This is a genomic window from Roseobacter sp. EG26 (genome assembly GCF_049830555.1).
Lineage (GTDB): Bacteria > Pseudomonadota > Alphaproteobacteria > Rhodobacterales > Rhodobacteraceae > Roseobacter.
Genome location: NZ_JBNBLH010000003.1, coordinates 415181 through 436951 on the forward strand (window position 1 = coordinate 415181; position 21771 = coordinate 436951).

Consider the following 21771-nt stretch of genomic DNA (forward strand, 5'->3'; position numbering starts at 1 on the left):
AATTATGTGCCCGTTTTGGGTTTTGAGACCTGCGGCAACGGGCTTGGCCACAGCCTCACTTTTGATCGTGCCTCTGGTTGGACGCACGACAGGTCGTGCGCATGGGAAGCTAAGCGTCCAATGCGCGACAATCTTGCGGCAGCCAACCAATCTCGATCTGCTGGCCGGGCGTTAGTCGTTCCACATCCGGAGCGTTGCGTGTCTTGATGATGAAATCATCGGTACCTGCAACGCGGAGCCGTGTGCGGAAGATGTCGCCCATGTAGACGAATTCGAGCACTTCGGCCTTCAGCGTATGGGCGTCTTCGCTCAGACGGTCCTTGTTATATTCGACCCGCTCCGGCCGGATGGAAACGCGGGTTCTCTCACCTGCTGTCGACACATTCACGGGTTTGGCATCAATGACCTCGCCGCCATCGAGTTCAACCAAGGCCACACCGTTCGTGATTTCCTTGACCACACCTTCAAGCGTGTTGTTCTCGCCGATGAACTGGGCCACGAAGCTATTTTCGGGTTCTTCATACAGCTTGTCTGGTGGCGCCAGTTGCTGAATCCGTCCATCGTCGAAAACGGCGACCCGGTCTGACATGGTCAGGGCCTCGGTCTGATCGTGGGTTACATAGACCACGGTGATACCGAGATCATGAGCAAGCTTGGTGATCTCAAACTGCAAGGTCTCGCGAAGTTGCTTGTCGAGCGCGCCCAAGGGTTCATCCATCAAAACCAGCTCCGGTTCGAACACCAGGGCGCGGGCAAGGGCGATCCGCTGTTGCTGCCCTCCGGAAAGCTGCGTCGGTCTGCGCCCGGCAAAAGCGCCCATCTGAACCATGTCGAGGGCCCGCTTGATCTTGGCTTCTCGGTCCGATTTCCCCATTCTGCGGACTTCCAGCGGGAACGAGAGGTTCTCGGCAACCGTCATATGGGGAAACAGCGCGTAGTTCTGGAAAACCATCCCGATGCCGCGTTTGTGCGGCGGGATGTTGTTGATGGACACACCGTCCAACCGAATGTCGCCGTGGGTGGCTGTCTCAAACCCTGCCAGCATCATCAGGCAGGTGGTTTTTCCTGACCCCGAAGGCCCCAGCATGGTCAGAAATTCGCCTTTGGGCATGGCGAGGTTCAAGTCTTTAACGACGAGATTCTCGCCATCATAACTTTTCTGAACACGCTCGAACTCAACGAACGCGTCGACGTTTGAAGTATCGGCCAAAAGAGGCTCCCCGTTTTTTCCGGCGGTTTTCCGCGCTGATTGCTGCGAAGCTAACACGATTGCGCCTGCAAAACGCAAGCAGTTAACAATGCGCTGGGCTTATTTCGCCCGATTCAAGGCGGAAAACCTGTGCTTGGGAAAAAAATTGGCCCGATTGTCGGCACAAACGGAGCTGGCGGGCCAATTGATCCGCCAATGTGCGCCCCGTTGCTCTATCTGTACATCGAAGAAGGTCGTTTAGGACGCTGCTTTTAGCAGGCCTTCCTCTTTGGCCAACGCATAGGTTTCATCCAGCGCCTTGCGGGCGCGGGCCATGAAAACCTCTATATCTGCTTGGCCGATGATCAAGGGCGGTGAAATAATCATGCGGTCCCCGACATGACGCATGACGAGATTGTTGGCAAAGCACCGTTCGCGGCACATGTAACCGATTGTTCCGGGAGCCCCGGCAAACTTGGCCCGACTTTCCTTGTGGGGGGTCAGGGGCAGGGATGCCATCATGCCCTTGATCGAGACAGTGCCAACAAGCGGGTGATCGGCGAGCTCTTCGAGACCGGCTTTAAGAGCAGGAGCGCCGACGTTGCGGACATGATCAAGCACCGATTCTTCCTGCAGGATGCGCAGATTTTCCAATGCAACGGCAGCGGCGACCGGATGACCGGAATAAGTGTAGCCGTGATTGAACTCCGTCGCACCGATGACCTCGGCCACCTCGTCGCTAACGATGGATCCGCCGATGGGTTGGTACCCTGAGCTCAATCCCTTGGCGATTGTCATGATATCAGGGCGTAACCCCATTGTCTGGCTGCCAAACCAATTACCAGTCCGGCCGAACCCGCAAATCACCTCATCGGCGATCAGCAGGATTTCATACTTGTCGCAGATGCGTTGTATCTCGGGCCAATAGGTTTCCGGTGGAACCACGACGCCTCCGGCACCTTGGACTGGTTCCGCGATAAAGGCGGCTACGGTGTCTTCGCCCAATTCCAGAATCTTGGCTTCGAGTTCCTGGGCGCGGGCAAGACCAAAGTCTGCTGGCGCCATCTCACCACCTTCGGCCCACCAATCTGGCTGATTGATATGATGAATGCCGGGGATGGGGAGCCCGCCCTGAGCATGCATATAGCTCATACCACCAAGTGACCCCGATCCGACAGAAGAGCCGTGATAGGCGTTTTTGCGGCTGATGATATTGGTTTTGGCGGATTTGCCCTTTTCAGACCAATAGGTGCGCACCATTCGGATGTTGGTGTCGTTTGCCTCAGATCCCGATCCTGCGAAAAAAACATGGTTCAGACCCTCCGGCGCGAGTTTCGCGATTTCCTGCGCCAAGGCGATTGCCGGCACATGCGTGGTCATGAAAAACGTGTTGTAATAGGGCAGCTCCATCATTTGGCGGGCTGCAACCTCGGCCATTTCGGGGCGACCATACCCAATATTGACACACCACAGACCGGCCATCCCATCCAGGATCTGGTTGCCCTCGCTATCTGTCAGATAGACGCCATTGGCCCGGGTGATCACACGCGCACCTTTTGCGGCCAACTCATCGTTGGTGGTGAACGGATGCATGTGATGCGCTGCATCCAACGCTTGCAGTTCGGCGGTTGGCATATGGTTGGTGATGGCGGACATGGGACACCTGCGAGTTGGAAAATACGAGACGGGGCTCTTCGATCAGAATATGATCAAATTATTTGGTGTCAATCGAATCGATTGATGTCGCCATCTGAATCGAGTGCAGCACGAATCTGGCGCATGCCTTGATGCACATCTTCGGCCATGGCAGCCGCCACACCCTCTGCGTTGCGCCTGCTCAGCGCCTCTAAAAGATCTGCGTGTTTGTCGGGCAGGTTCTGTGTTCCGTACCGCCCGCAGACCACACGCAGGGAAGGTCCAAATCGCAACCATAGCCGATCAACGGTCTCATACAGGATCGGTGCTTTGGCGCTGGCATAGAGCGTTGCATGAAAGCGGTAGTTCCGGGTCAGATAAGCAGGAATATCACCTTTAGAAATAGCCGAATTGAGCGCGTCATCTTCCGTTTTCAGGGCCGCCAAAAGTAGGTCATCAGCGCGAAGAGTGGCCAAACGGGCCAACTCCGGTTCAAGGGATTGTCTCATGAAATCAAGTTGTTCAATGCAATTCCCGGTCAACTCCGGCACAATGACCCGACGGTTCCCCATCATTTTTAATGCGCCATCGGTCGTGAGTCGTCGAATAGCTTCGCGCACTGGCGTCATACCAGCGCCGAGTTCTTCGACCAGCCCCTGGATCGTGACGGCCTGTCCCGGTGCAAGATCTCCGAACAGGATGCGTGTGCGGAGTTTCTCATAAACATGCTGATGCGCAGGTTGCTTGGCGCCAGGTAACGGGGCGTGTGATGCCTGATTTCTGAGCAATTGCATAGGCCGTCTTTCGTCTTCGAAAGTGATACAAGGCACATGCCTTGCACAGGTTGAGTTCGCATGAAAGCATAAAGCATCTTGCCGAATGAGGCAAAACTTGATCAAATTCGTCCGAACCGGGATGAACCCGGTCGGTATCAACGGGAGTATGATATGAACAAGCTCATGACGAGCAGCGCCCTACTGGCGCTTTGCACGACAACGGCACTGGCTGAGGAAGTGCGCGTCTACAACTGGTCCGACTACATTGACGAAGCGCTTTTGGAGAAGTTTGAATCCGAAACCGGGATTGACCTGATCTACGATGTTTTTGACAGCAACGAGGTTTTGGAAACCAAAATGCTGGCGGGGGGATCTGGTTATGACGTGGTTGTGCCGTCAGGCACGTTTCTGCAACGCCAGATCGCTGCGGGCGCATTCCAGAAGCTAGATGCGTCAAAGCTCCCGAACCTCAGTAACATGTGGGAGACCGTGGAAACGCGGACCGCACAATACGATCCGGACAACGCTTATTCGATCAACTACATGTGGGGCACTACCGGGATCGGTGCCAATGTGAACAAGGTTCAGGAATTGCTGGGTGCAGATGCACCAATTGGCTCGCTGAACCTGCTATTCGATCCTGCGAGTATGGAAAAACTGTCGGAGTGCGGCGTGCATTTTCTTGATGCCCCGTCCGAAATGATCCCCGCTGCTTTGAAATACATCGGCGAAGACCCCGACAGTCACGATCCCGATGTCATCGCCAAGGCCGAACCCGTATTGGCAGCAATTCGTCCTTATGTGCAGAAGTTCCATAGCTCTGAATACATCAACGCCTTGGCCAACGGTGATATCTGCGTGGCATTCGGGTGGTCCGGAGATATTCTGCAGGCGCGTGATCGTGCGGCAGAAGCCGATAATGGCGTGGAAATCGTCTATAATGCGCCCTCAGAGGGGGCTTTGATGTGGTTTGACCAAATGGCCATCCCCGTCGACGCACCCAACCCCGAAGCCGCCCATGTCTTCTTGAACTTCATCATGGACGCGCAGAACATGGCGGATGCATCCAACTATGTTTATTACGCGAACGGCAATGAGGCGTCGCAACCGATGCTGGCGGAGGATGTGATTGGCGATCCGGCGATTTACCCCGATGAGGCGACATTGGCCAATCTTTACACGACGACGCCATATCCTGCGAAGGTGCAGCGGACAGTCACCCGCCTCTGGACCAAGATCAAATCCGGTACCTGATCGGAACATCAGAACGGGCGGAGCCATCGTGCTCCGCCCTTTTTGCATCAGCCCGACATCCGGGTAAAAGAAGGACCTGACGTGACCCAAGCCGTCTTTGCCCCCTGGGACGACCCTTCCCAAAAACCGATTATCCGTTTCAACCGCGTGACCAAACGCTTTGGTGAATTCACCGCGATCGACGACCTGACGCTGGATATTTTCGAGCAGGAATTCTTTGCCCTTCTCGGCCCGTCCGGGTGTGGCAAGACAACGATGATGCGGATGCTGGCCGGTTTTGAAACGCCGACCGATGGGACCATCGAATTGGCGGGTCAGGACATTGCGCCAGTCCCGCCGAACAAGCGGGCCGTGAACATGATGTTCCAGTCATACGCGCTTTTCCCCCATTTGAGTGTTTATGAGAATATCGCATTCGGTTTGCGCCGGGGGGACATGCCGAAACATGATACTGATGACCGTGTCGCAGAGATGCTCAAACTCACGCGGCTGGAGAAGTTTGCCCGTCGCAAACCGCATCAGATATCCGGTGGACAGCGGCAGCGCGTCGCCCTCGCGCGCAGTCTGGCGAAGGCCCCGAAGCTGCTGTTGCTCGACGAACCACTCGGGGCGCTGGATGCCAAACTCAGGCAGGCAACGCAGTTCGAGCTTATGGACATCCAGGAAAAGACGGGCACAACCTTTGTTATCGTCACTCATGATCAGGAAGAAGCGATGACTGTGGCCAGCCGGGTTGCGGTCATGGACGAGGGGCGTGTTATTCAGGTCGCGACTCCAGAACGTATTTATGAAGCCCCGAATTCTGTTTATGTCGCTGATTTCATTGGGGATGTGAACATTATTGAAGGTACCGCCAAGGCGTCCGGTGAAGGACGGTTTGATGTCGTTTGGGATGCGGACAGGGAGCCTTTCACGGCAGCGTCGGAACTGCCGCTTTCCGATGGGCAGACCTGTCATCTGGCGATACGTCCTGAAAAAGTGACCATCAGCGCCGAACGACCCGCTGATGCTGTGAATGCCGTCGAAGGCAAAGTGCTGGACATCGCGTATTTGGGCAATCTGTCAACTTATCACGTCGAATTACCGGGAGGGCAGATCATCAAGGCGCAAACCGCGAATACTCGGCGTGTTTCGCGACGCGGGTTCACGTGGGAAGACCCGGTTTGGATTTCCTGGACCGCCACTGCCGCAGTCTTGTTGGAACAATGATCATGTATCGCGACAGGAGGGCCTGATAATGCAGAGATTTGCCTTGATCGCGGTGCCCTATGCTTGGCTGCTCGCCTTGTTCCTGGTGCCCTTCATCATCGTTTTCAAGATTTCGCTATCAGACATTGCACTCTCCATTCCGCCGTATACACCGACACTGGAAGACGGGTTTGGTCCTTTTTTTGCGGCACTGGATTTTGAGAACTTCGCTTTCCTGGCGTCAGACGATCTCTACTGGCGCGCCTACGCTAGTTCGCTCCGCATCGCTGCGATCTCGACCTTTCTGACATTACTGGTCGGCTATCCGATTGCCTATGCCATGGCACGGGCACCGGAGGAATGGCGACCAACCCTGATGATGCTGGTTATTTTGCCGTTCTGGACGTCTTTCCTGATCCGGGTCTATGCTTGGATGGGCATTCTGAGCCAAGAGGGGTTTCTCAACCAGTTCCTTCTCTGGACGGGTATAATCTCTGACCCATTGACGATCCTCAACACCAATACGGCTGTCTACATCGGGATCATCTACACCTACGTGCCCTTCATGATCCTGCCGATCTTTTCAGCACTGGATCGATTGGATGGCTCTCTGATCGAAGCGGCCGAGGATTTGGGATGCTCGCGGTTGCAGGCGTTTTGGCTTGTGACCATCCCGCTGTCAAAGAATGGCATCATTGCCGGCAGCTTTCTCGTGTTTATCCCCGCACTTGGAGAATTTGTGATCCCGTCTTTGCTGGGCGGCTCCGGCACGTTGATGATCGGCAAGGTCCTCTGGGAGGAGTTCTTCAACAACCGTGACTGGCCGGTCGCCAGCGCCGTGGCCGTGATCCTGCTGCTGATCCTGATCATTCCAATCATTCTTTTTCAGCGAAACCAACAACGCCAGGCGGAGGAAGAGGCATGAACAGGCTGAGTTGGTTCAATGTCACCTCGCTGACACTTGGTTTCGCCTTTCTCTATCTGCCGATGGTCATTCTCGTCATCTACTCGTTCAATGAGAGCAAACTGGTGACGGTCTGGGCTGGGTTCTCCACCAAATGGTACGGAGAGCTTTTGCAAAACGAGGCGTTTCTGGATGCCGCCTGGGTCACGATCAAGGTGGCAGTCCTTTCTTCTACCTTCGCGACCGTTCTGGGGACAATGGCAGCCTATGTGTTGGTGCGCGGTGGTCGTTTTCTGGGGCGCACGGTTTTTTCAGGTATGATTTATGCACCGCTGGTTATGCCGGAGGTGATCACGGGTTTGTCTTTGTTGTTGCTTTTCATCGGGATTGGCCTCGACAGAGGCGTGCTGACGATTGTACTGGCGCATACCACGTTCTCGATGTGCTATGTCTCGGTCGTTGTTTCTTCTCGGTTGATGACCTTCGATCGTTCGTTGGAAGAGGCGGCACTCGACCTTGGCTGTTCCAGCTTTGACGCCTTCCGATTGGTCACTTTGCCGATCATAGCACCCGCCGTCATCTCGGGCTGGCTACTTGCCTTTACGCTCAGTCTGGATGATCTGGTGATCGCCTCATTTACCGCAGGCCCCTCTGCGACAACGTTGCCCATCAAGATATTCTCCGCTGTGAGGCTGGGTGTGTCGCCCGAGATCAATGCACTGTCGACGATCATGATTGGCATTGTCACCGTTGGGGTAATTTCGGCCTCACTGGTATCAAAGCGAAATAGTCTGCGTCAGCAGCGGGAAGAACAGGCAGCGGCCCGGGCGGCATGAACCGCATTTTCCCCGAGTACACTTATGGCGCAGGACCGAGAGAGACATGCTGGTGGGACCAGACGTGTACCTTTCCGGATCGAGGCGCGCTGCTTGGTGAGCACCGCGTAGATGTTGCGATTATCGGCGCTGGTTTTACCGGCCTTTCCGCCGCTTTGCACCTCGCGCGCAACGGTTTGAAAGTTGCCGTTCTGGAGGCAAATTTTCCTGGATGGGGCGCGTCCGGGCGCAACGGCGGATTTTGCTGTCTCGGTGGTGGCAAAATCGGTGATGCGGCACTCGACAAAAAATTTGGCCGGTCTGAGCGCTTGGCCTACCGGAGCGCCGAAAAGGCTGCTGTGGCGTTGGTCTCGGATTTAATAGATGAATTCAACTGGAACGTTGATCGTCATTCCAGCGGTGAGACTGTGCTGGCGCATAAACCAAAACATATGGAGTCGCTGAAGATTGACGCTGCCACCGTTGAAGAAAACTATGGCGTTTCGCCAAAAGTAATTGAAAAAGAGGCGCTTGGTGAGGCCGGGTTGGCGGGTCCGTTTTTCGGTGCGGTCACCAATCCGATTGGTTTTGCGTTGAACCCTGCCAAGTATCTGACAGGCTTGAGCAACGCGGCCGAGCGTTTCGGAGCGTTGATATTCCACAACAGCCCCGTCCGTACATTGTCGAAAGCCGCATCTCAGTGGCGGCTTGCTTCTGTAAACGGAGATGTCCTCGCAGAGCAGGTGATCGTAGCTACGAACGGTTATTCATCAGAAAACCTGCCCGATTGGTTGGCTGGACGGTATATGCCGGGGCAATCGACTGTCCTTGTCACCAGACCGCTCACGATTGACGAGATCTCGGCACAAGGTTGGCATTCTGAACAAATGAGTTACGACACGCGCAATCTGCTACACTATTTTCGATTGATGCCTGACCGTCGGTTTCTTTTTGGTATGCGGGGCGGCTTGCTATCAGGATCTTATGCAGAAGCACGTGCACGCCGTAAGGTGCGACGCGATTTCGAGAAGATGTTTCCGGCTTGGGCCGGTGTTGCCTCACATCACAGTTGGTCTGGCATGGTTTCTCTTGCGCGCAACCGATTGCCATTCGTTGGGGAGCTTCCAGACCAGCCCGGCATTTGGGCTGGTATGTGCTATCATGGCAATGGCGTGGCAATGAGTACGTTTTCAGGTAAGCTTTTAGCCGAGTTGATCCTCGGGAAAACCCCTGAAAACTACCCTCTCGCGATGCGCCGACATCTTACCAGATTTCCTTTTGGCCGGTACCGCCGTGTCATCATGCCACCAGTTTACGCTGGCCTGATGGTGTCCGATCTATAGCTAACAGGACCGTTGGACTAGACCGGATCGCGCAGTGCTGCGATATCGTTTGAGGTCACAGTGGAGCCGCCCTGCAGAACAAAGACTGTTTCAGTCCCCTGCCTGCGTGCCTCAGTGATGCGGGTGTAAGTCTCCGCTGCCGTCGTGCCAATTGTTTTGCCTACTGCGCGACTTTCCACCGCGAAACTGTACATGCCTGAGTCAAAAACCGACCCATCGTCCTTGGTTCCAGTCCATTCAACCGGTGCTGTACCCGTTGTTATCTGTCGACGTTGTACTTCTTCGCCATTTGCATTGTAAGCAATCAAATATGCTTCGTCGGCACCGGTTTCGGAACGCGGTATGATCGTGACGGGTGCACCGTCAAACGCAATAGGCGCGGTTGTTCTGGCTTCCATGCCGATCCATCCCGCCATTTGCGCGATATTGCTGGCGCCAAGTTGATTGCCCAGTGCCTCAAGTAGATCATTTGAGAGAACCTGCTGTTCGACCATCGAGAATTGCGCGAGCTGAGCGGCGTATTCTGATGAATCAATTGGCTCCAAAGGATCCTGATAGCGCGCCTGCGCGGTCAGCATCTGCAGGAACGTTTCAAAATCGGATGAGAGAATCGCAGCCGCTGGAGCCGATGAAGCCGCAGCCGCCGCTGATTGTGTCGCTGGAGAATTTGTCACTTCCATTTGCCGCTCCTTAAAGTCGCATGTCCACGCCAGAAGTTGCCACCAACGTGGTCGGTGCAACGTTCATTTCTTCTTCGCCGGCGCTATTCGAGTGGTTCGAACCAAATTCCGTGCTGTCACCCTTCGAATTTTCGCCACTTTGCCCTTCATTGAATGCGAAACCGATATTTTCGTAGCCAAGATTTTGGAATTCACGGGCCAATTGATCGATGTTGCGGCGCATCAGGTCCAGAGTTTCGGGTCGTTCCGCGAGAACGCTCACGGTTATACCTCCCTCGGCGACTGAAATGCTCAAACGCACGCGACCCAGCTCTTCGGGATTGAGAGAAAGTTCAACGGGTCTGTCGGGCAACCGCTGCAGAAACTCCGCCATTTGCCGACCAATCATGGCCGGCGTTTCGGGACGTGAGAGCGCTTGCGCCAAAGCGGCAGGTGATGATCCGCGCGCGTCCCAGAGCGCAGGAGAGTCAAGATCAGCAGCAGGCGCCGTCAGTTCCAACCCGGACAAATCGGCCTGGGCGGAGATTTGGGTCATTGATTGAGCGACTGGAATTGGCGTTGCGCTTACACTTGAGAGCGGATTTTTAGCGTTGGGTTTAGGTTGCGATGGCTCACCCGTTGGTGCGACCCTCGGCTCTTCATCACCCTTTATCCGTGGTTCAGACTTCGGTTTTGAGATGCTTTCGGTCTTCGCTAGTAGGTTCACGCCGGGTGCTGACTGCTGCGGTTGCTGTGTTGTCGATACTGCGGCCAGGGTGGTTTTTGTCTGGCCACTTTCTGCGCTTGGTGCAGCGGCTTCAGAAAGTTTTACGGTGGTTTGCTGGTCGAGGCCTTTGGCAGCCTGTTTTTCACCAGTTACTGCATTCACCGCACCTGCGTTTGCAGAGTTCACCACGGGTTTTGCGTCAGCTGATTTGTTTAAGGATTGCTCACTCAACCCAGATTCTCTTTGTGCAGCAACGGTTCCCTCAGATGTTTTCACATCCTTCACCTGTTGCGCGAAAGCCGCTTCCAACGTGTCCGTTCCTGGTTTCTTTTCCGGCGTTTGAGATGAGCTCTTGTCTGCAGGCTGCGCGGCAGTGGCCAGGTCATTCTCAATTTTTTCCAAGTCACCAAATCCGGGATTTGGCAAATCGTCGTCGGTTTCCGCCGTTTCTTCGTTGTTTGCCTTTGCTTCGTTCGAAGCGTTCTTATCCGGATCGTTCACCTCTTCGGAAGCCGTACTGGCTTCACTAACGGATTCATCCGCATAGGCCGTCTCAAAATCGGAATCAGATTGGTCACTATTCTTGGGCGTTGTCGCCGCTTTTGCGGCATTCGACGTCTCAGCTCTATCCGCCTTCGGCGTCGGTTGTAACATAGGAATTTCTAGCACAGGCCTCTCCGGGAGTTCTTCCACGTTTCAGGCGCCTTATGACTGATGATAGTTACTGCATCTTTACCGATTTCGCGCATGTTCTGAAAAAATAGATGCAATTGGAGACACCCCATATGGCTGCTGTTACGCCCATCGCACCTTCTTCAATGCCTGTGTCGACTCGAGATCAGGCATTGCGTGAAGCTGCGGAGAAACTCGAAGCGAGTTTTCTCGCAGAAATGTTGAAATCCGCGGGGTTAGGCAAGACCAGCGATCATTTCGGTGGCGGCTCTGGAGAAGATCAGTTCGGGTCTTTTCTGGTTCAGGAACAAGCCATGCAAATGGTGAAGGCCGGTGGAATCGGCCTAACCGAATCACTATTTCAAGCCCTGAAGGAGAAACAGGATGAAGCATGAAGTTTTCGACGAAGTTATTGAGGCATTGGACGATGTCTTGGACGCTGAGCGTTCTGCCTTGCTGAACGGTAACATCGATGAAGTTGGTCGATTGCTGGAAAGAAAAGAGGCGCTCATCGAAGAGTTGGCGCAACTTGAAGAAGGCTCCGCAGAGTCACTGCAAGAGCTGAATTCCAAAATCAAACGCAACCAGGCGCTCCTCGATCACGCACTTGAAGGTATTCGCTCTGTCTCACGCCGGCTGGCCGCATTGCGTCGCGTACGTAGTTCCCTTGATACATACGACGAACATGGCGCGCGCAAAACCATCGATATGTCGTCCGATGGGGTTTTGGAAAAGAGAGCCTGACTTCGCATTTGTATAAAAACAGAACAACTGGAAGTACTCGATTTAAGCACTCGTTAGCCTTTCCCTTGGCATGTAGGCTGTGCATCCGAGGTCGGGTGGCGCATCGTCATACAACGGCGATTGCATTGGTCAGAAAGACAGTTTCGCTCCAGCGGTTTTCGTTGGGGCTTAATCCACGCAAAGCGTGATTGATCAAAGGAACATGCTTCATGTCGAGCATTCTTACAAACAACAGCGCAATGGTTGCGCTGCAAACCCTCAAGTCCATCAACATGAACCTGGGCAAGGTCCAAAGCGAAATTTCTACAGGTAAAACTGTTGAAAGCGCCAAGGACAATGCTGCTGTTTGGGCGATTTCCAAAGTCATGTCTTCTGACGTTTCTGGTTTTGAAGCGATCTCCGACTCTCTGGCGTTGGGACAATCGACAGTGGGAGTGGCTCTCAATGCCGCGGAGAGCATCACTGATCTTTTGACCGAGATCAAAGGTAAGGTTGTTAACTCGCAAGAAGATAACGTTGACCGTGCCAAGATTCAGACAGATATCGAAGCTCTGACCAATCAAATCTCGTCCATCGCCGGAGCGGCGCAGTTCAATGGTCTCAACCTTCTGTCAAACGCTGGCTATGACGCCGAAAGTGGCACTTCAAGCATTCTTTCGTCGCTGGATCGCTCGGCTACGGGTGTGACGTCCTCGAACATTGACGTTGTCAAGCAGGATCTTTCAACGACAGCAGGCGTCTTCAGTGCAGCTGGTACTGGTACGGCCGCTAACGCAATGACAGCGAACACAGTTGCTGTTGGAGCCGCGCCAGCCGCTGCTTATACAGTTCTGGCCGCTGATGCCACTGCCGGCGTGATGTTCTCAATTGACTCGCTCGAGGGGACCGCTCTGGCCGACTCAATCGTTGTTAGCGTGAATGACGGCGATACGGTCGCGGATATTCAGGACAGGCTTATCACTGCATTGAACTTCGCGGCTGATACACTGGGGAAAGAAATCACTTTCTCAGCCGATGCAACAACTGCTGGTCAGATCAATGCGTCAAATGACAAAGCGGCGGGCGGTGCTGCGAACGCGATTGTAGCGGCCGACATGCAGAAATTGACCGGAGCCACAGACGACGGCAACACGTCAATCGGTGGCAAGCTGTCTCTGCTCAACTCTTTTGATGTGACCTCCGAAGATGGCGCGGCAGCGGCATTGGGTGCTATCGAAGGCTTGATCCAGACGTCGATTGACTCGGCTGCGGTTCTCGGCTCCAGCGGTAAGCGCATCGAAACTCAAGCAGATTTCGTTGGAAAACTGACTGATCGTCTGACCTCGGGCATTGGTGCTCTGGTCGACGCTGACATGGAAGCGGCTTCGGCCAAGCTTCAGGCTCTGCAGACACAGCAGCAGCTGGGTGTTCAGGCTCTGTCGATTGCCAACCAGGCACCGCAGACAATCTTGTCGCTCTTCCGTTAAGCGACTTTTCAAGGGCGCGATATTTCGCGCCCTTGAGACCGTCAAGAATTGAATTTTTGTGAAGGTGGTTTCGTGAACGCTTCAGCCCAGGCACACCGTGCATATGCGCCAGCAGCAGCACCAATAAGAACAGCGCGCAGCGCCGAATACGAAGTCATCGCAAGAATTTCCCATAGAATGAAGAAGGCCATTGAATCTGATGATTTTCCCAAACTGGCCGAAGCACTCTACGAGAACAACAAGCTTTGGACAGCACTTGCGATTGATGTAATCGATGAGAACAATCTTCTACCTGACGAGTTGCGTGCACGCATCGTCTATCTCGCTGACTTCACACGCATTCATACGCAGAAAGTTCTGCGCAAAGAGGATACAGCCGTGCCGCTACTGGAAATAAATGCGATAATTTTAGGTGGTTTGAAACCGAAGGGGGGTAGCGCATGAGTGGCCTCGTCCTAAAGCTTAGCCCCAAAGAACGCGTTCTGATCAATGGCGTTGTCATAGAAAACGGGGATCGACGTAGCAGGCTCGCAATCATGACGCCCGACGCCAATATCCTTCGTCTGCGTGATGCGATCCACCCTGAAGATGCCAAAACTCCGGTACGTCGTGCTTGTTTTGCGATGCAGCTGGTGCTTTCAGGTGACAAGAGCCCAGATGAAGCGCATTTGCCGCTCTTGCGGCAGATCGAAGAATTGAGCCAAGTCTTCACCGACTCCGATAGCCGGAATGTTCTTGCCGAAGCGACGCGAGGACTGGTCGAAAAGCAGCACTATCGCGCCTTGAAGGCGCTAAGAGCCTTGCTTCCGCGAGAGGACAGGTTGCTGGCGGCCAGGCCACACTGATGTTTACACCCGTCATTCCAACAACTGGCCTTTCGGGCTGGCGGTTTCTGCAGCGTACCTATGACGTGCAGTTCGAGGCGTTTAGCCAATCAACACAGTTAAATCGGATCACGGATAACTTCGCTGAGAAAATTGGTGAGATCAAGACCGCTGAGGAGTTGGTTGCCGATCGACAAGTATTAGAAGTGGCGCTGGGCGCGTTCGGGCTGCAAGATGACATCAACAACAAGTACTTCATCCAAAAGATTCTGGATGAAGGAACGACCAACGAAGATTCCCTTGCAAACAGGTTTTCAGACCAGCGTTACGCTGACTTCTCTAAAGCGTTCGGACTGGGCCCCGGTGAGGAATCTAGACTGAAGCTCGACGGGTTTGCGGCGGAGATAATTGAAAAGTTCCGGGCTAATAGTTTTGAAGTGGCAACCGGCGAGCAAGATGACAATATGCGCATCGCTCTTTTTGCCCAAAGAGAACTGGCGGAGCTAGCCGAATCTGATGTGTCCAACGACACCAAGTGGTTCCTGATAATGGGGCAACCGCCATTGCGTTCATTATTTGAGAAAGCGTTGAATTTACCCGAATCTTTCGGGCAGGTAGATATCGACCAGCAGCTGACTGTATTCAAGCAGCGCGCGACATCAGTTTTCGGCAGCGCGGATTTGGAACAGTTTGCTGATCCAGACGCAATTGATGATGTGATCACAAAGTTCATTGTGAGATCTCAATTGGCTGCCTTCAATTCATCCACTTCTTCCGCGTCAATTGCTCTGACTCTTTTGCAAGCTTGATCTTTCCCTTATGCGGCTGACGGCGGTCGGGGGTTTTTGCCAATATGGCCGCCGCTCGCAGCGCTGCGGACCCGTCTTAGGATGAGGTCCAGTTGTGTGAAGCTATTCGCAACGCTTTGCCTCTCTACTTTAGCTAAAAACCCATCCAGCTCTGCCCAGATTTGTATGGCCGCATCAATTTCAGGATCGCTGCCTGTCGAATATAGGCCCGCGCGTATCATCATCGCATTTTGATCGTAGACCGACAAAAGATGTCTGGCATTCAAAATTAGGGTATTCTCCGCTTCGGTTGCCGCTTCAGGCAAACTGCGTGAAACAGAGCGCAATACATCGATCGCTGGATATCTCCCGCGTTCTGCTATTGTTCTGTCCAAAATGACATGCCCGTCCAAAACACCGCGTAAGATATCGGCGATGGGCTCATCCATGTCGGAACCCGCAACCAAAACGCTGAACACGCCGGTTATGTCACCTTGTGTTGATTGGCCCGGACCAGCCCGCTCACACAATGACATAATCAGATGAGCCGTTGAGGGCGGATATCCGCGAAGGACCGGCGCCTCGCCTGCAGCCACTGCGACTTCGCGGTGGGCTTCGGCAAATCGTGTAATGGAATCAGCCAAAAACAAGACAGAATGACCCTGATCGCGAAAGTGCTCTGCAACGGACATAGCAGCCCAAGCGCACCGACGTCGTATCAATGGTGATTGATCGGATGTGGCACAAACAACAATCGCCCTCGCCAAACCATCGGGACCTAGCACCTGCTCGATGAATTGCCGCAATTCCCTGCCGCGCTCACCGATCATGGCAATCACTACGACATCTGCAGTCATGTTTTGGGCCATGTGACCCAATAGACTGGATTTGCCCACACCCGACCCCGCGAAAAGGCCGATTCGCTGGCCTTTGACCACTGGCAACATGGTATTTAATCCAGCCATCCCGGTATTGAGGCGTTCGCCCAAACCGCGGCGGCCGGCGGGATCCGGCGGTGATCGGCGCAGCGCACGGGCCAAAGCACCCCGCAACAGCGGTTTCCCGTCAAGCGGGTTGCCGAATGGATCAATGACCCGACCGATCCAGGCGTCCGACGGGGCGATTCCTCGAGCCTCCAGAAGGGCAGCTCGATCATTCAAGGCAACGCCTTCGGGACTTTGATCGGGTAATAAAACAAGGAGATCATCGTCCAGTTGCAGCACTTCACCTGAAAGCGGTTCTCCTCGTCGATAAACAACGACCAGATCGCCAATGCGGGCTTTTCCTGCGAGACCGGACACGTGTATCACGCCGCCCTCCACGCGAGTTACGCGACCAATAGCCCTTACAGGATTGAGATCTGTAATCTGAGCAGTCAGTCCGTCGAAGGGCAGGGGCTTGTTCATGGCAATCCTTTTTGGTTCGCACACTCTTTCTAAAGGAATCACAGTTAAGCCTTGATGAAACTGCACGAGGGAGAAGCCCCGATGTTTAAAAATTTGGAAGTCTTCAGGATTTCGCATGCGATGGCGATGCATGCAGGACAAAAGCAGGCGGTTGCGGCGCAAAATGTCGCGAACTCGGATACGCCTGAATATAAGGCGCGCGATCTCGCGCCTTTCGCCGACTCATATCGAAACAACATGTCGAGCAAGAATGCACCCGGTCAGTTGGCGACTCGTGCGCTCCACTTGAATGGGGTCAGTGCGGGCAACGCTGCTCAAGCAGTAGTGGACGAAGATGCAATCGCGTCACCCAATGGGAACACGGTTTCGTTGGAAGGTGAAATGCTGAAATCTCTTGATGCAAAGCGGCAGCATGACCGGGCATTGGCAATCTACAAATCATCTCTTGGTATCCTTCGCACCGCATTGCGGCGATCTTAAGGGGAGAACGTATCATGAACGATTTTGCAAAAGCGCTGACCGTAACCTCCAGCGGGCTGAAAGCCCAGGCAACACGTTTGCGCCATCTCGCTGAGAACATCTCAAATGCTGACACACCCGGCTATCGGCGCAAGTTGGTTTCTTTTGAGACATCATTCAATGCGAACAGTGGTGTTTCTTCGGTTGAGACCGGTCGCGTTCGTCTTGATCGAACGACGTTGGAACGAGTCTATGACCCTTCTCATCCAATGGCCGATGAAACGGGTTATTTTGATGGTTCAAATGTCGATCTGATGATCGAACTAGGCGACGCGCGCGAAGCGCAGCGGAGTTACGAGGCAAATCTGAAAGTGTTTGAACAGACACGAAAAATGTCTTCGGGGTTGATGGATATACTCAGGAAGTAAACTTCATAATCGGCAGTGAAACTGCCATTTGACTACAAGGAGATCCAGAATGGATATGAAAGCTGTTTCAGCAATTCAGAAGTTCACCAACGCGCGCCCGTCGGTTGCTATCGAAAGCTATGCGCAGGCACGGCCCGCGACCGAGCCAACGCCCGATGAAACCCCGAGCGTGATGGAATCAATGGGTAAAGTCGCGCTTGATTTTGCCCAGACACTGAAAGAGAGCGAAGAAACTGCAAAAGCGTCAATGATCGGCGATGCAGACCCGCATGCCTTGGTGCAGGCCCTTGCTCAAACGGAGCTTGCCGTGGAAGCCGCCGTTAGCGTGCGGAACAAGGTTGTCGAAGCCTACCAGGAAATCCTGCGGATGCCGGTCTGATATGCTTAATGAAGTTCTATTCTTCGACACGCTTCGGCAGGGTCTTTGGATTGCGGTGATCATCTCGATTCCCATTTTGACGGCCGCGCTGATAACTGGGGTTTCGATTGGCCTGGTCCAGGCACTTACATCAATCCAGGAGATGACACTTACATTCGTGCCCAAGCTGGCTGCGATCGTGATCGTTTTCTGGATGTCCATGGGCTTCATGACGCAAACTTTGGTGTCTTTTTTTCACGACCGTATCGTGCCGCTGATTATCGGAGGATAAAATGGAGAATGCCGGCTACACCACTTTGACGCGCCAGTCCGGGCTCTTGCGGGAAATGCGCATTGTCGCGAACAATATCGCGAATGCGGCAACCACAGGATATCGGCAGGAAGGTCTGGTTTTTTCGGAATATGTGAAATCCATTGACGGTGCGTCCAGTCTCTCGATGGGTCAGGGCAACACGCGTCAAACCTCTTTTCAGCAAGGTGCTTTGACCCAGACGGGTGGAACATTTGATTTTGCGATAGAGGGGGATGGATTTTTTCTGGTGGAGACCCCTTCCGGTGAACGTTTGACGCGCTCAGGTGCGTTTTCACCAAATGCCAATGGTGATCTTGTAACTTACGATGGATATCGTGTGTTGGATGCTGGTGGTGCCCCGGTTTTTGTGCCGCCCGGAGCGGCAGATGTGGCGGTTTCGGCTGATGGCACAATCTCCAGTGAAGGCAATCCTGTTGGTCAGATTGGCGTGGTTCTGCCAACAAATCCACAAGGGATGGTGCGCGAAGATGGTGTGATGTTCCGTGCCGATGATGGATACGAACCCGCCGAGCAAGCCCGCGTTCTTCAAAGGTTCGTCGAGAATTCAAATGTGGATTCTGTGACCCAACTTACCCGGATGATTGAAGTTCAGCGCGCCTACGAACTTGGCGCAAGCTTCCTTGAAGCTGAAGACGAACGTGTACGCCAGGCCCTTAGGTCGATGTCTCAATAAGTACCAGTAAAGGAGGTGCCAAATGCGCGCCCTGAAAATTGCAGCAACCGGAATGAGCGCCCAGCAAATGCGGGTCGAAACCATTTCCAACAACCTCTCAAACATGAGCACAACCGGTTACAATGCCCGTCGCGCTGAATTTGCGGATCTTCATTACCAACAAATGACGCGCCCCGGCACGATCAGCGCGACGGATGGCACGGTGATGCCCACCGGGGTGCAGCTCGGGTTGGGGGTGAGACCCGCTGCTGTCTCGGTGCAACTCCAACAAGGTTCTTTGAGTGCAACAGGCGGTGACCTTGATCTTGCCATTGAGGGTCAGGGATATCTTGAGGTGACGCTCCCGTCGGGCCTGACGGCATACACGCGCGACGGTGGTTTGAAACGAAATGGTGAGGGGCTCATTGTGACTTCCGATGGTTTCCCCGTTGAGCCTCAAATCGTTATTCCGGATGACGCGCGCAGCATTTCGATCAACGCCTCCGGCGAAGTTTTCGCATATTTTACAGATTCTCCTGACGCCCAGTCACTTGGCCAGTTCAACATGACGGGTTTTACAAACGCCAAGGGTCTGGAGGCCCTGGGGAGCAATCTTTTTGGTGAAACCGAGGCATCCGGCCCGCCCCTCGTATCGACGCCCGGGCAGGATGGGTTGGGAACGGTTCGTCAGGGATATCTTGAGGACAGCTCTGTCGACGCTGTCCGTGAAATCACGGAACTGATCGAGGCCCAGCGGGGATACGAGATGAATGCAAAGGTTATTTCAGCGGCTGATCAGATGATGGGCGCAACGACGCAAATCCGATGACCCGGTATTTCGCGTTCATAGTCTGGATGATCTCTTCATCTGCTGTTTTTGCAGAGATCGTTGTGCCGACCCGCACCATACGCGCCAATTCCATCATCACAGAGGTGGACGTTGGCACCAAACCTGGTCATGTGGCAAACGGCTTTGATCGCGTTATCGATGTGATTGGCCAAGAGGCGAAAACGACGCTTTACGCGGGCAGACCTATCCATGTCGATAGTATCGGACCGCCGGCCTTAGTGACGCGCAATCAAATCGTCTCGCTGCGGTTTCAGACTGCGGGTCTGATCATCACTACCGAGGGTCGTTCACTGGAACGCGGCGGCGTTGGAGACCGAGTCAGGATCATGAACCTGACATCGCGCGCAACGCTCTTCGGCCAAATTCAACCCGACGGCTCCGTACAAGTTCAGAATTAGAGGTTTCATATGAAAGTTCCCTGTTACGCAATGATGTTTGGTTTTGTGCTCGTCGCAGCTTGTGGCCGCATGGATCATTTGGGCAAAGCGCCATCGTTTACATCCGCAGCAGAAACCACCGAGCACAATGCAATGATGTCGCCTGGCTTACCGTTGCGTGCAGACGCAAAGGGCCCAACAGAACGAGCATCACTGTGGTCAGGGGCGCGACAATCGCTTTTGGGTGACCGTCGCGCTGTTCAGCAAGGCGACATCCTGACGGTTGTGATTGAAATTGATGAAGAGGCGGAAATTTCGAACGCGACAGACCGTTCTCGTTCGGGCTCAGAAAGCCTTGGTATTCCAGGTCTCTTTGGCTTGCCTCAACGGATTGATGAAAGACTGCCAGAGGGAGCATCGACCTCAGAGGCTGTGTCCATCAATTCAAGCAGTAGTTCGTCGGGCGATGGTTCGGTCAAGAGAAATGAGAAACTCACCCTGCGAATTGCAGCCACAATTGTCGACGTACTACCAAATGGGGTTTTGTCCATTGCAGGCAGTCAGGAACTTCGGGTGAATTTTGAGATGCGGGAGTTGCTGGTCACTGGTTATGTCAGACCAGAAGATATCTCCAGACAGAACGAAATAACATACGATAAGATTGCGACTGCGCGCGTCTCATATGGTGGTCGTGGCCAAATCTCTGACGTTCAACAGCCGCGGTTGGGCCAACAGGTTCTCGACGGCGTCTTGCCATTCTAGGAGTAACCCTCAATGAAAAAACTACTGCCAATTGTGATGCTTCTGGTTGGGTCGGGGGCCGGCGTGGGCGCGGGTATCTTTCTGCGACCACCTCCGGAACCAGTGGATGTCGCTGTCGAGAAAGAAGAAGGGGCGGAACATGAGAAATCCGTAGAAAAAAGCGCTGATGAACACGAGCAGGCGGCTTCCGATGAACTTGCTACAGATGGCATGGAGTATGTTCGATTACCGAACCAGTTTGTGATTCCTTTGGTCGATAAAGAGCGCGTATCTGCATTGGTTGTCATGACTCTTAGTCTAGAAGTGACACAGGGATACGCGGAAGAGGTCCTGGAAAAAGAGCCCAAGCTCAGAGATGAAATTTTGCGCGTCCTGTTTGATCATGCGACCGTCGGGGGCTTCAATGGTGAATTTGCAAATACTGATAATCTCGATGTAGTAAGACGCAATCTGCGTAAAGTCGTTCAGAATGTGTTGGGACCGGAAATCGGCCATGATGTGCTAATTTTCGAAATTGCGCGCCAAGATTACTAGTGGAGAGAATTCGGTAGCCGCCACCGTGTTGAAGTATTCTATTTGCAGGTCGCCTTCTCCTCCTGAGTTATTCGGCCTTTCAAACGAGGACCTGGCAAGGTTTGGTATGATGGAAATGTGCCGTAAGCATGGCGCTGGTGATACCACCCTTTGCATTTGGCGCTCCAAGTTTAGCGAAATGAAAGTATCAAACGCCAAGCACTTTTGTCCGGTTTTATCAAATGCCAAAACGAAAAATACAAAACGGGTTGCAAAGCCACACCCGTATGTGAGGCAAGCTCCGGATAGGCAAGACTGGAATGATGTTTTGCAAAGCAATTGCCTGGCATGCGCACGTGATAAAAGTGACGTGAAGTGCGCAGCCATGTTTAGCCCAACTCAGGCGAGCGGCGCGACCAAACGGGGAATAAATTTCTGCCAGGATCAAATTTATCTTAAAAACAATATGTTATATTGTTGAGCGGTGCCAGGAGAGGACCCACGCTTTCGATATAATTATTTGGTAATCTCCCCATTTTTAGAGGGGCGCGTCAGTAGAATCTAAGCTGCCTTCAGTTTTTGTATCGGGGTTATCCCGCCGATCCCCATGTTTGGTCTTTCGTTGTTGTATGTCCATAGCCAATGAGT

At 53.6% G+C, this 21771-nt stretch carries 27 protein-coding genes; 20 read left to right on the forward strand and 7 right to left on the reverse strand.

Going from position 1 to position 21771, the window contains the following annotated elements; translation table 11 throughout:
• Positions 1 to 109 precede the first annotated feature (109 nt).
• From ACOTTU_RS09905 to ACOTTU_RS09915, 3 genes are all read right to left on the reverse strand, one after another.
• Entirely contained in the window at positions 110 to 1210 is a 1101-nt protein-coding gene (locus ACOTTU_RS09905) for an ABC transporter ATP-binding protein (RefSeq protein WP_425657732.1), read from the reverse strand.
• Positions 1211 to 1447: 237 nt separating this feature from the next.
• Positions 1448 to 2845, reverse strand: a complete 1398-nt coding sequence (locus tag ACOTTU_RS09910) for an aspartate aminotransferase family protein (protein ID WP_425657733.1) — start codon at positions 2843 to 2845, stop codon at positions 1448 to 1450.
• Positions 2846 to 2913: 68 nt separating this feature from the next.
• Positions 2914 to 3618, reverse strand: coding sequence for a GntR family transcriptional regulator (locus ACOTTU_RS09915; protein ID WP_425657734.1), 705 nt, complete (start codon positions 3616 to 3618; stop codon positions 2914 to 2916).
• A gap of 153 nt (positions 3619 to 3771) precedes the next feature.
• Between ACOTTU_RS09915 and ACOTTU_RS09920 the strand changes: the two genes are divergently transcribed.
• From ACOTTU_RS09920 to ACOTTU_RS09940, 5 genes are all read left to right on the forward strand, one after another.
• Positions 3772 to 4854, forward strand: coding sequence for a polyamine ABC transporter substrate-binding protein (locus ACOTTU_RS09920; protein WP_298916473.1), 1083 nt, complete (start codon positions 3772 to 3774; stop codon positions 4852 to 4854).
• An 81-nt stretch (positions 4855 to 4935) separates the two neighbouring features.
• Entirely contained in the window at positions 4936 to 6063 is a 1128-nt protein-coding gene (locus tag ACOTTU_RS09925; RefSeq protein ID WP_425657735.1) for an ABC transporter ATP-binding protein, read from the forward strand.
• 28 nt (positions 6064 to 6091) lie between these two features.
• Positions 6092 to 6967: an ABC transporter permease subunit gene (locus ACOTTU_RS09930; protein WP_425657736.1), complete on the forward strand. Its 876-nt coding sequence runs from the start codon at positions 6092 to 6094 to the stop codon at positions 6965 to 6967.
• The gene (locus tag ACOTTU_RS09935) at positions 6964 to 7782 is read left to right on the forward strand and encodes an ABC transporter permease (protein WP_425657737.1); all 819 of its coding nucleotides are present in this window, start codon (positions 6964 to 6966) and stop codon (positions 7780 to 7782) included. Before ACOTTU_RS09930 ends, ACOTTU_RS09935 begins: the two co-directional genes overlap by 4 nt.
• Positions 7779 to 9104: an FAD-dependent oxidoreductase gene (locus ACOTTU_RS09940; protein ID WP_425657738.1), complete on the forward strand. Its 1326-nt coding sequence runs from the start codon at positions 7779 to 7781 to the stop codon at positions 9102 to 9104. The genes ACOTTU_RS09935 and ACOTTU_RS09940 overlap by 4 nt, the downstream gene beginning before the upstream one ends.
• Before the next feature lie 17 nt (positions 9105 to 9121).
• Here ACOTTU_RS09940 and ACOTTU_RS09945 read toward each other — a convergent pair whose 3' ends face one another.
• Together ACOTTU_RS09945 and ACOTTU_RS09950 are read right to left on the reverse strand one after the other, a co-directional pair.
• Positions 9122 to 9784 (reverse strand): flagellar hook capping FlgD N-terminal domain-containing protein, encoded by a 663-nt coding sequence (locus ACOTTU_RS09945; RefSeq protein WP_425657739.1) that lies wholly within the window; start codon positions 9782 to 9784, stop codon positions 9122 to 9124.
• Between the two features lie 10 nt (positions 9785 to 9794).
• Positions 9795 to 11183, reverse strand: coding sequence for a flagellar hook-length control protein FliK (locus tag ACOTTU_RS09950; RefSeq protein ID WP_425657740.1), 1389 nt, complete (start codon positions 11181 to 11183; stop codon positions 9795 to 9797).
• 71 nt (positions 11184 to 11254) lie between these two features.
• Between ACOTTU_RS09950 and ACOTTU_RS09955 the strand changes: the two genes are divergently transcribed.
• On the forward strand, positions 11255 to 11557 hold the full coding sequence (locus ACOTTU_RS09955; protein ID WP_425657741.1) for a rod-binding protein: 303 nt from the start codon (positions 11255 to 11257) through the stop codon (positions 11555 to 11557).
• The gene (locus ACOTTU_RS09960; protein ID WP_425657742.1) at positions 11547 to 11906 is read left to right on the forward strand and encodes a flagellar biosynthesis protein FlgN; all 360 of its coding nucleotides are present in this window, start codon (positions 11547 to 11549) and stop codon (positions 11904 to 11906) included. The genes ACOTTU_RS09955 and ACOTTU_RS09960 overlap by 11 nt, the downstream gene beginning before the upstream one ends.
• Positions 11907 to 12012: 106 nt before the next feature.
• Here ACOTTU_RS09960 and ACOTTU_RS09965 read toward each other — a convergent pair whose 3' ends face one another.
• Positions 12013 to 12273: a hypothetical protein gene (locus ACOTTU_RS09965; RefSeq protein ID WP_425657769.1), complete on the reverse strand. Its 261-nt coding sequence runs from the start codon at positions 12271 to 12273 to the stop codon at positions 12013 to 12015.
• Between ACOTTU_RS09965 and ACOTTU_RS09970 the strand changes: the two genes are divergently transcribed.
• The 4 genes from ACOTTU_RS09970 (at position 12173) to ACOTTU_RS09985 (ending at position 15005) form a co-directional block, all read left to right on the forward strand.
• The gene (locus ACOTTU_RS09970; RefSeq protein WP_425657765.1) at positions 12173 to 13372 is read left to right on the forward strand and encodes a flagellin; all 1200 of its coding nucleotides are present in this window, start codon (positions 12173 to 12175) and stop codon (positions 13370 to 13372) included. The genes ACOTTU_RS09965 and ACOTTU_RS09970 overlap by 101 nt on opposite strands.
• Positions 13373 to 13444: 72 nt before the next feature.
• Entirely contained in the window at positions 13445 to 13816 is a 372-nt protein-coding gene (gene flaF / locus ACOTTU_RS09975) for a flagellar biosynthesis regulator FlaF (RefSeq protein ID WP_298916503.1), read from the forward strand.
• Positions 13813 to 14217 carry a flagellar biosynthesis repressor FlbT gene (flbT, locus tag ACOTTU_RS09980; protein ID WP_219499313.1) on the forward strand — a complete coding sequence of 135 codons (405 nt, stop codon included), beginning with the start codon at positions 13813 to 13815 and terminating at the stop codon, positions 14215 to 14217. Before flaF ends, flbT begins: the two co-directional genes overlap by 4 nt.
• Positions 14217 to 15005 (forward strand): DUF1217 domain-containing protein, encoded by a 789-nt coding sequence (locus ACOTTU_RS09985; protein WP_298916508.1) that lies wholly within the window; start codon positions 14217 to 14219, stop codon positions 15003 to 15005. The genes flbT and ACOTTU_RS09985 overlap by 1 nt, the downstream gene beginning before the upstream one ends.
• Before the next feature lie 8 nt (positions 15006 to 15013).
• On the opposite strand, the gene ACOTTU_RS09990 is transcribed toward ACOTTU_RS09985, so the two are convergent.
• Entirely contained in the window at positions 15014 to 16390 is a 1377-nt protein-coding gene (locus ACOTTU_RS09990) for a FliI/YscN family ATPase (protein WP_425657767.1), read from the reverse strand.
• 54 nt (positions 16391 to 16444) lie between these two features.
• On the opposite strand from ACOTTU_RS09990, the gene ACOTTU_RS09995 reads away from it, so the two are divergent.
• From ACOTTU_RS09995 to ACOTTU_RS10035, 9 genes are read left to right on the forward strand one after another with little or no spacing between them, the layout of a single operon-like run.
• Positions 16445 to 16870 carry a FlgB family protein gene (locus ACOTTU_RS09995; protein ID WP_298916510.1) on the forward strand — a complete coding sequence of 142 codons (426 nt, stop codon included), beginning with the start codon at positions 16445 to 16447 and terminating at the stop codon, positions 16868 to 16870.
• A gap of 14 nt (positions 16871 to 16884) precedes the next feature.
• Positions 16885 to 17277, forward strand: coding sequence for a flagellar basal body rod protein FlgC (flgC, locus tag ACOTTU_RS10000; protein WP_298916512.1), 393 nt, complete (start codon positions 16885 to 16887; stop codon positions 17275 to 17277).
• Between the two features lie 49 nt (positions 17278 to 17326).
• Positions 17327 to 17656, forward strand: coding sequence for a flagellar hook-basal body complex protein FliE (gene fliE / locus ACOTTU_RS10005; RefSeq protein WP_298916514.1), 330 nt, complete (start codon positions 17327 to 17329; stop codon positions 17654 to 17656).
• Between the two features lies 1 nt (position 17657).
• Positions 17658 to 17927, forward strand: a complete 270-nt coding sequence (locus ACOTTU_RS10010) for a flagellar biosynthetic protein FliQ (RefSeq protein ID WP_298916516.1) — start codon at positions 17658 to 17660, stop codon at positions 17925 to 17927.
• A gap of 1 nt (position 17928) precedes the next feature.
• Positions 17929 to 18642 (forward strand): flagellar hook-basal body complex protein, encoded by a 714-nt coding sequence (locus ACOTTU_RS10015; protein ID WP_298916519.1) that lies wholly within the window; start codon positions 17929 to 17931, stop codon positions 18640 to 18642.
• A 22-nt stretch (positions 18643 to 18664) separates the two neighbouring features.
• Complete coding sequence (gene flgG, locus ACOTTU_RS10020) at positions 18665 to 19450, forward strand: flagellar basal-body rod protein FlgG (protein ID WP_298916522.1); 786 nt, start codon at positions 18665 to 18667, stop codon at positions 19448 to 19450.
• Positions 19447 to 19869 (forward strand): flagellar basal body P-ring formation chaperone FlgA, encoded by a 423-nt coding sequence (gene flgA / locus ACOTTU_RS10025; RefSeq protein WP_425657743.1) that lies wholly within the window; start codon positions 19447 to 19449, stop codon positions 19867 to 19869. The genes flgG and flgA overlap by 4 nt, the downstream gene beginning before the upstream one ends.
• Positions 19870 to 19899: 30 nt before the next feature.
• Complete coding sequence (gene flgH / locus ACOTTU_RS10030; RefSeq protein WP_425657744.1) at positions 19900 to 20610, forward strand: flagellar basal body L-ring protein FlgH; 711 nt, start codon at positions 19900 to 19902, stop codon at positions 20608 to 20610.
• Between the two features lie 12 nt (positions 20611 to 20622).
• On the forward strand, positions 20623 to 21144 hold the full coding sequence (locus ACOTTU_RS10035; RefSeq protein ID WP_298916531.1) for a flagellar basal body-associated FliL family protein: 522 nt from the start codon (positions 20623 to 20625) through the stop codon (positions 21142 to 21144).
• Positions 21145 to 21771 lie beyond the last annotated feature (627 nt).

What these genes read in the sequence shown, in the direction of transcription:
- flgA (WP_425657743.1), top strand. Translation starts at nt 19,447, where the DNA reads ATGACCCGGTATTTCGCGTTCATAGTCTGGATGATCTCTTCATCTGCT.
- ACOTTU_RS09985 (WP_298916508.1), top strand. Translation starts at nt 14,217, where the DNA reads ATGTTTACACCCGTCATTCCAACAACTGGCCTTTCGGGCTGGCGGTTT.
- ACOTTU_RS09965 (WP_425657769.1), bottom strand. Translation starts at nt 12,273, where the DNA reads ATGACTTTGGAAATCGCCCAAACAGCAGCATTGTCCTTGGCGCTTTCA.
- fliE (WP_298916514.1), top strand. Translation starts at nt 17,327, where the DNA reads ATGGATATGAAAGCTGTTTCAGCAATTCAGAAGTTCACCAACGCGCGC.
- ACOTTU_RS09920 (WP_298916473.1), top strand. Translation starts at nt 3,772, where the DNA reads ATGAACAAGCTCATGACGAGCAGCGCCCTACTGGCGCTTTGCACGACA.
- ACOTTU_RS09930 (WP_425657736.1), top strand. Translation starts at nt 6,092, where the DNA reads ATGCAGAGATTTGCCTTGATCGCGGTGCCCTATGCTTGGCTGCTCGCC.
- ACOTTU_RS09915 (WP_425657734.1), bottom strand. Translation starts at nt 3,618, where the DNA reads ATGCAATTGCTCAGAAATCAGGCATCACACGCCCCGTTACCTGGCGCC.
- ACOTTU_RS09935 (WP_425657737.1), top strand. Translation starts at nt 6,964, where the DNA reads ATGAACAGGCTGAGTTGGTTCAATGTCACCTCGCTGACACTTGGTTTC.
- ACOTTU_RS09995 (WP_298916510.1), top strand. Translation starts at nt 16,445, where the DNA reads ATGAAACTGCACGAGGGAGAAGCCCCGATGTTTAAAAATTTGGAAGTC.
- flgC (WP_298916512.1), top strand. Translation starts at nt 16,885, where the DNA reads ATGAACGATTTTGCAAAAGCGCTGACCGTAACCTCCAGCGGGCTGAAA.
- flgG (WP_298916522.1), top strand. Translation starts at nt 18,665, where the DNA reads ATGCGCGCCCTGAAAATTGCAGCAACCGGAATGAGCGCCCAGCAAATG.
- ACOTTU_RS09940 (WP_425657738.1), top strand. Translation starts at nt 7,779, where the DNA reads ATGAACCGCATTTTCCCCGAGTACACTTATGGCGCAGGACCGAGAGAG.
- ACOTTU_RS09910 (WP_425657733.1), bottom strand. Translation starts at nt 2,845, where the DNA reads ATGTCCGCCATCACCAACCATATGCCAACCGCCGAACTGCAAGCGTTG.
- ACOTTU_RS09945 (WP_425657739.1), bottom strand. Translation starts at nt 9,784, where the DNA reads ATGGAAGTGACAAATTCTCCAGCGACACAATCAGCGGCGGCTGCGGCT.
- ACOTTU_RS09955 (WP_425657741.1), top strand. Translation starts at nt 11,255, where the DNA reads ATGCAATTGGAGACACCCCATATGGCTGCTGTTACGCCCATCGCACCT.
- flbT (WP_219499313.1), top strand. Translation starts at nt 13,813, where the DNA reads ATGAGTGGCCTCGTCCTAAAGCTTAGCCCCAAAGAACGCGTTCTGATC.
- ACOTTU_RS10015 (WP_298916519.1), top strand. Translation starts at nt 17,929, where the DNA reads ATGGAGAATGCCGGCTACACCACTTTGACGCGCCAGTCCGGGCTCTTG.
- ACOTTU_RS09990 (WP_425657767.1), bottom strand. Translation starts at nt 16,390, where the DNA reads ATGAACAAGCCCCTGCCCTTCGACGGACTGACTGCTCAGATTACAGAT.
- ACOTTU_RS10010 (WP_298916516.1), top strand. Translation starts at nt 17,658, where the DNA reads ATGCTTAATGAAGTTCTATTCTTCGACACGCTTCGGCAGGGTCTTTGG.
- ACOTTU_RS09960 (WP_425657742.1), top strand. Translation starts at nt 11,547, where the DNA reads ATGAAGCATGAAGTTTTCGACGAAGTTATTGAGGCATTGGACGATGTC.
- ACOTTU_RS10035 (WP_298916531.1), top strand. Translation starts at nt 20,623, where the DNA reads ATGAAAAAACTACTGCCAATTGTGATGCTTCTGGTTGGGTCGGGGGCC.
- flgH (WP_425657744.1), top strand. Translation starts at nt 19,900, where the DNA reads ATGATGTTTGGTTTTGTGCTCGTCGCAGCTTGTGGCCGCATGGATCAT.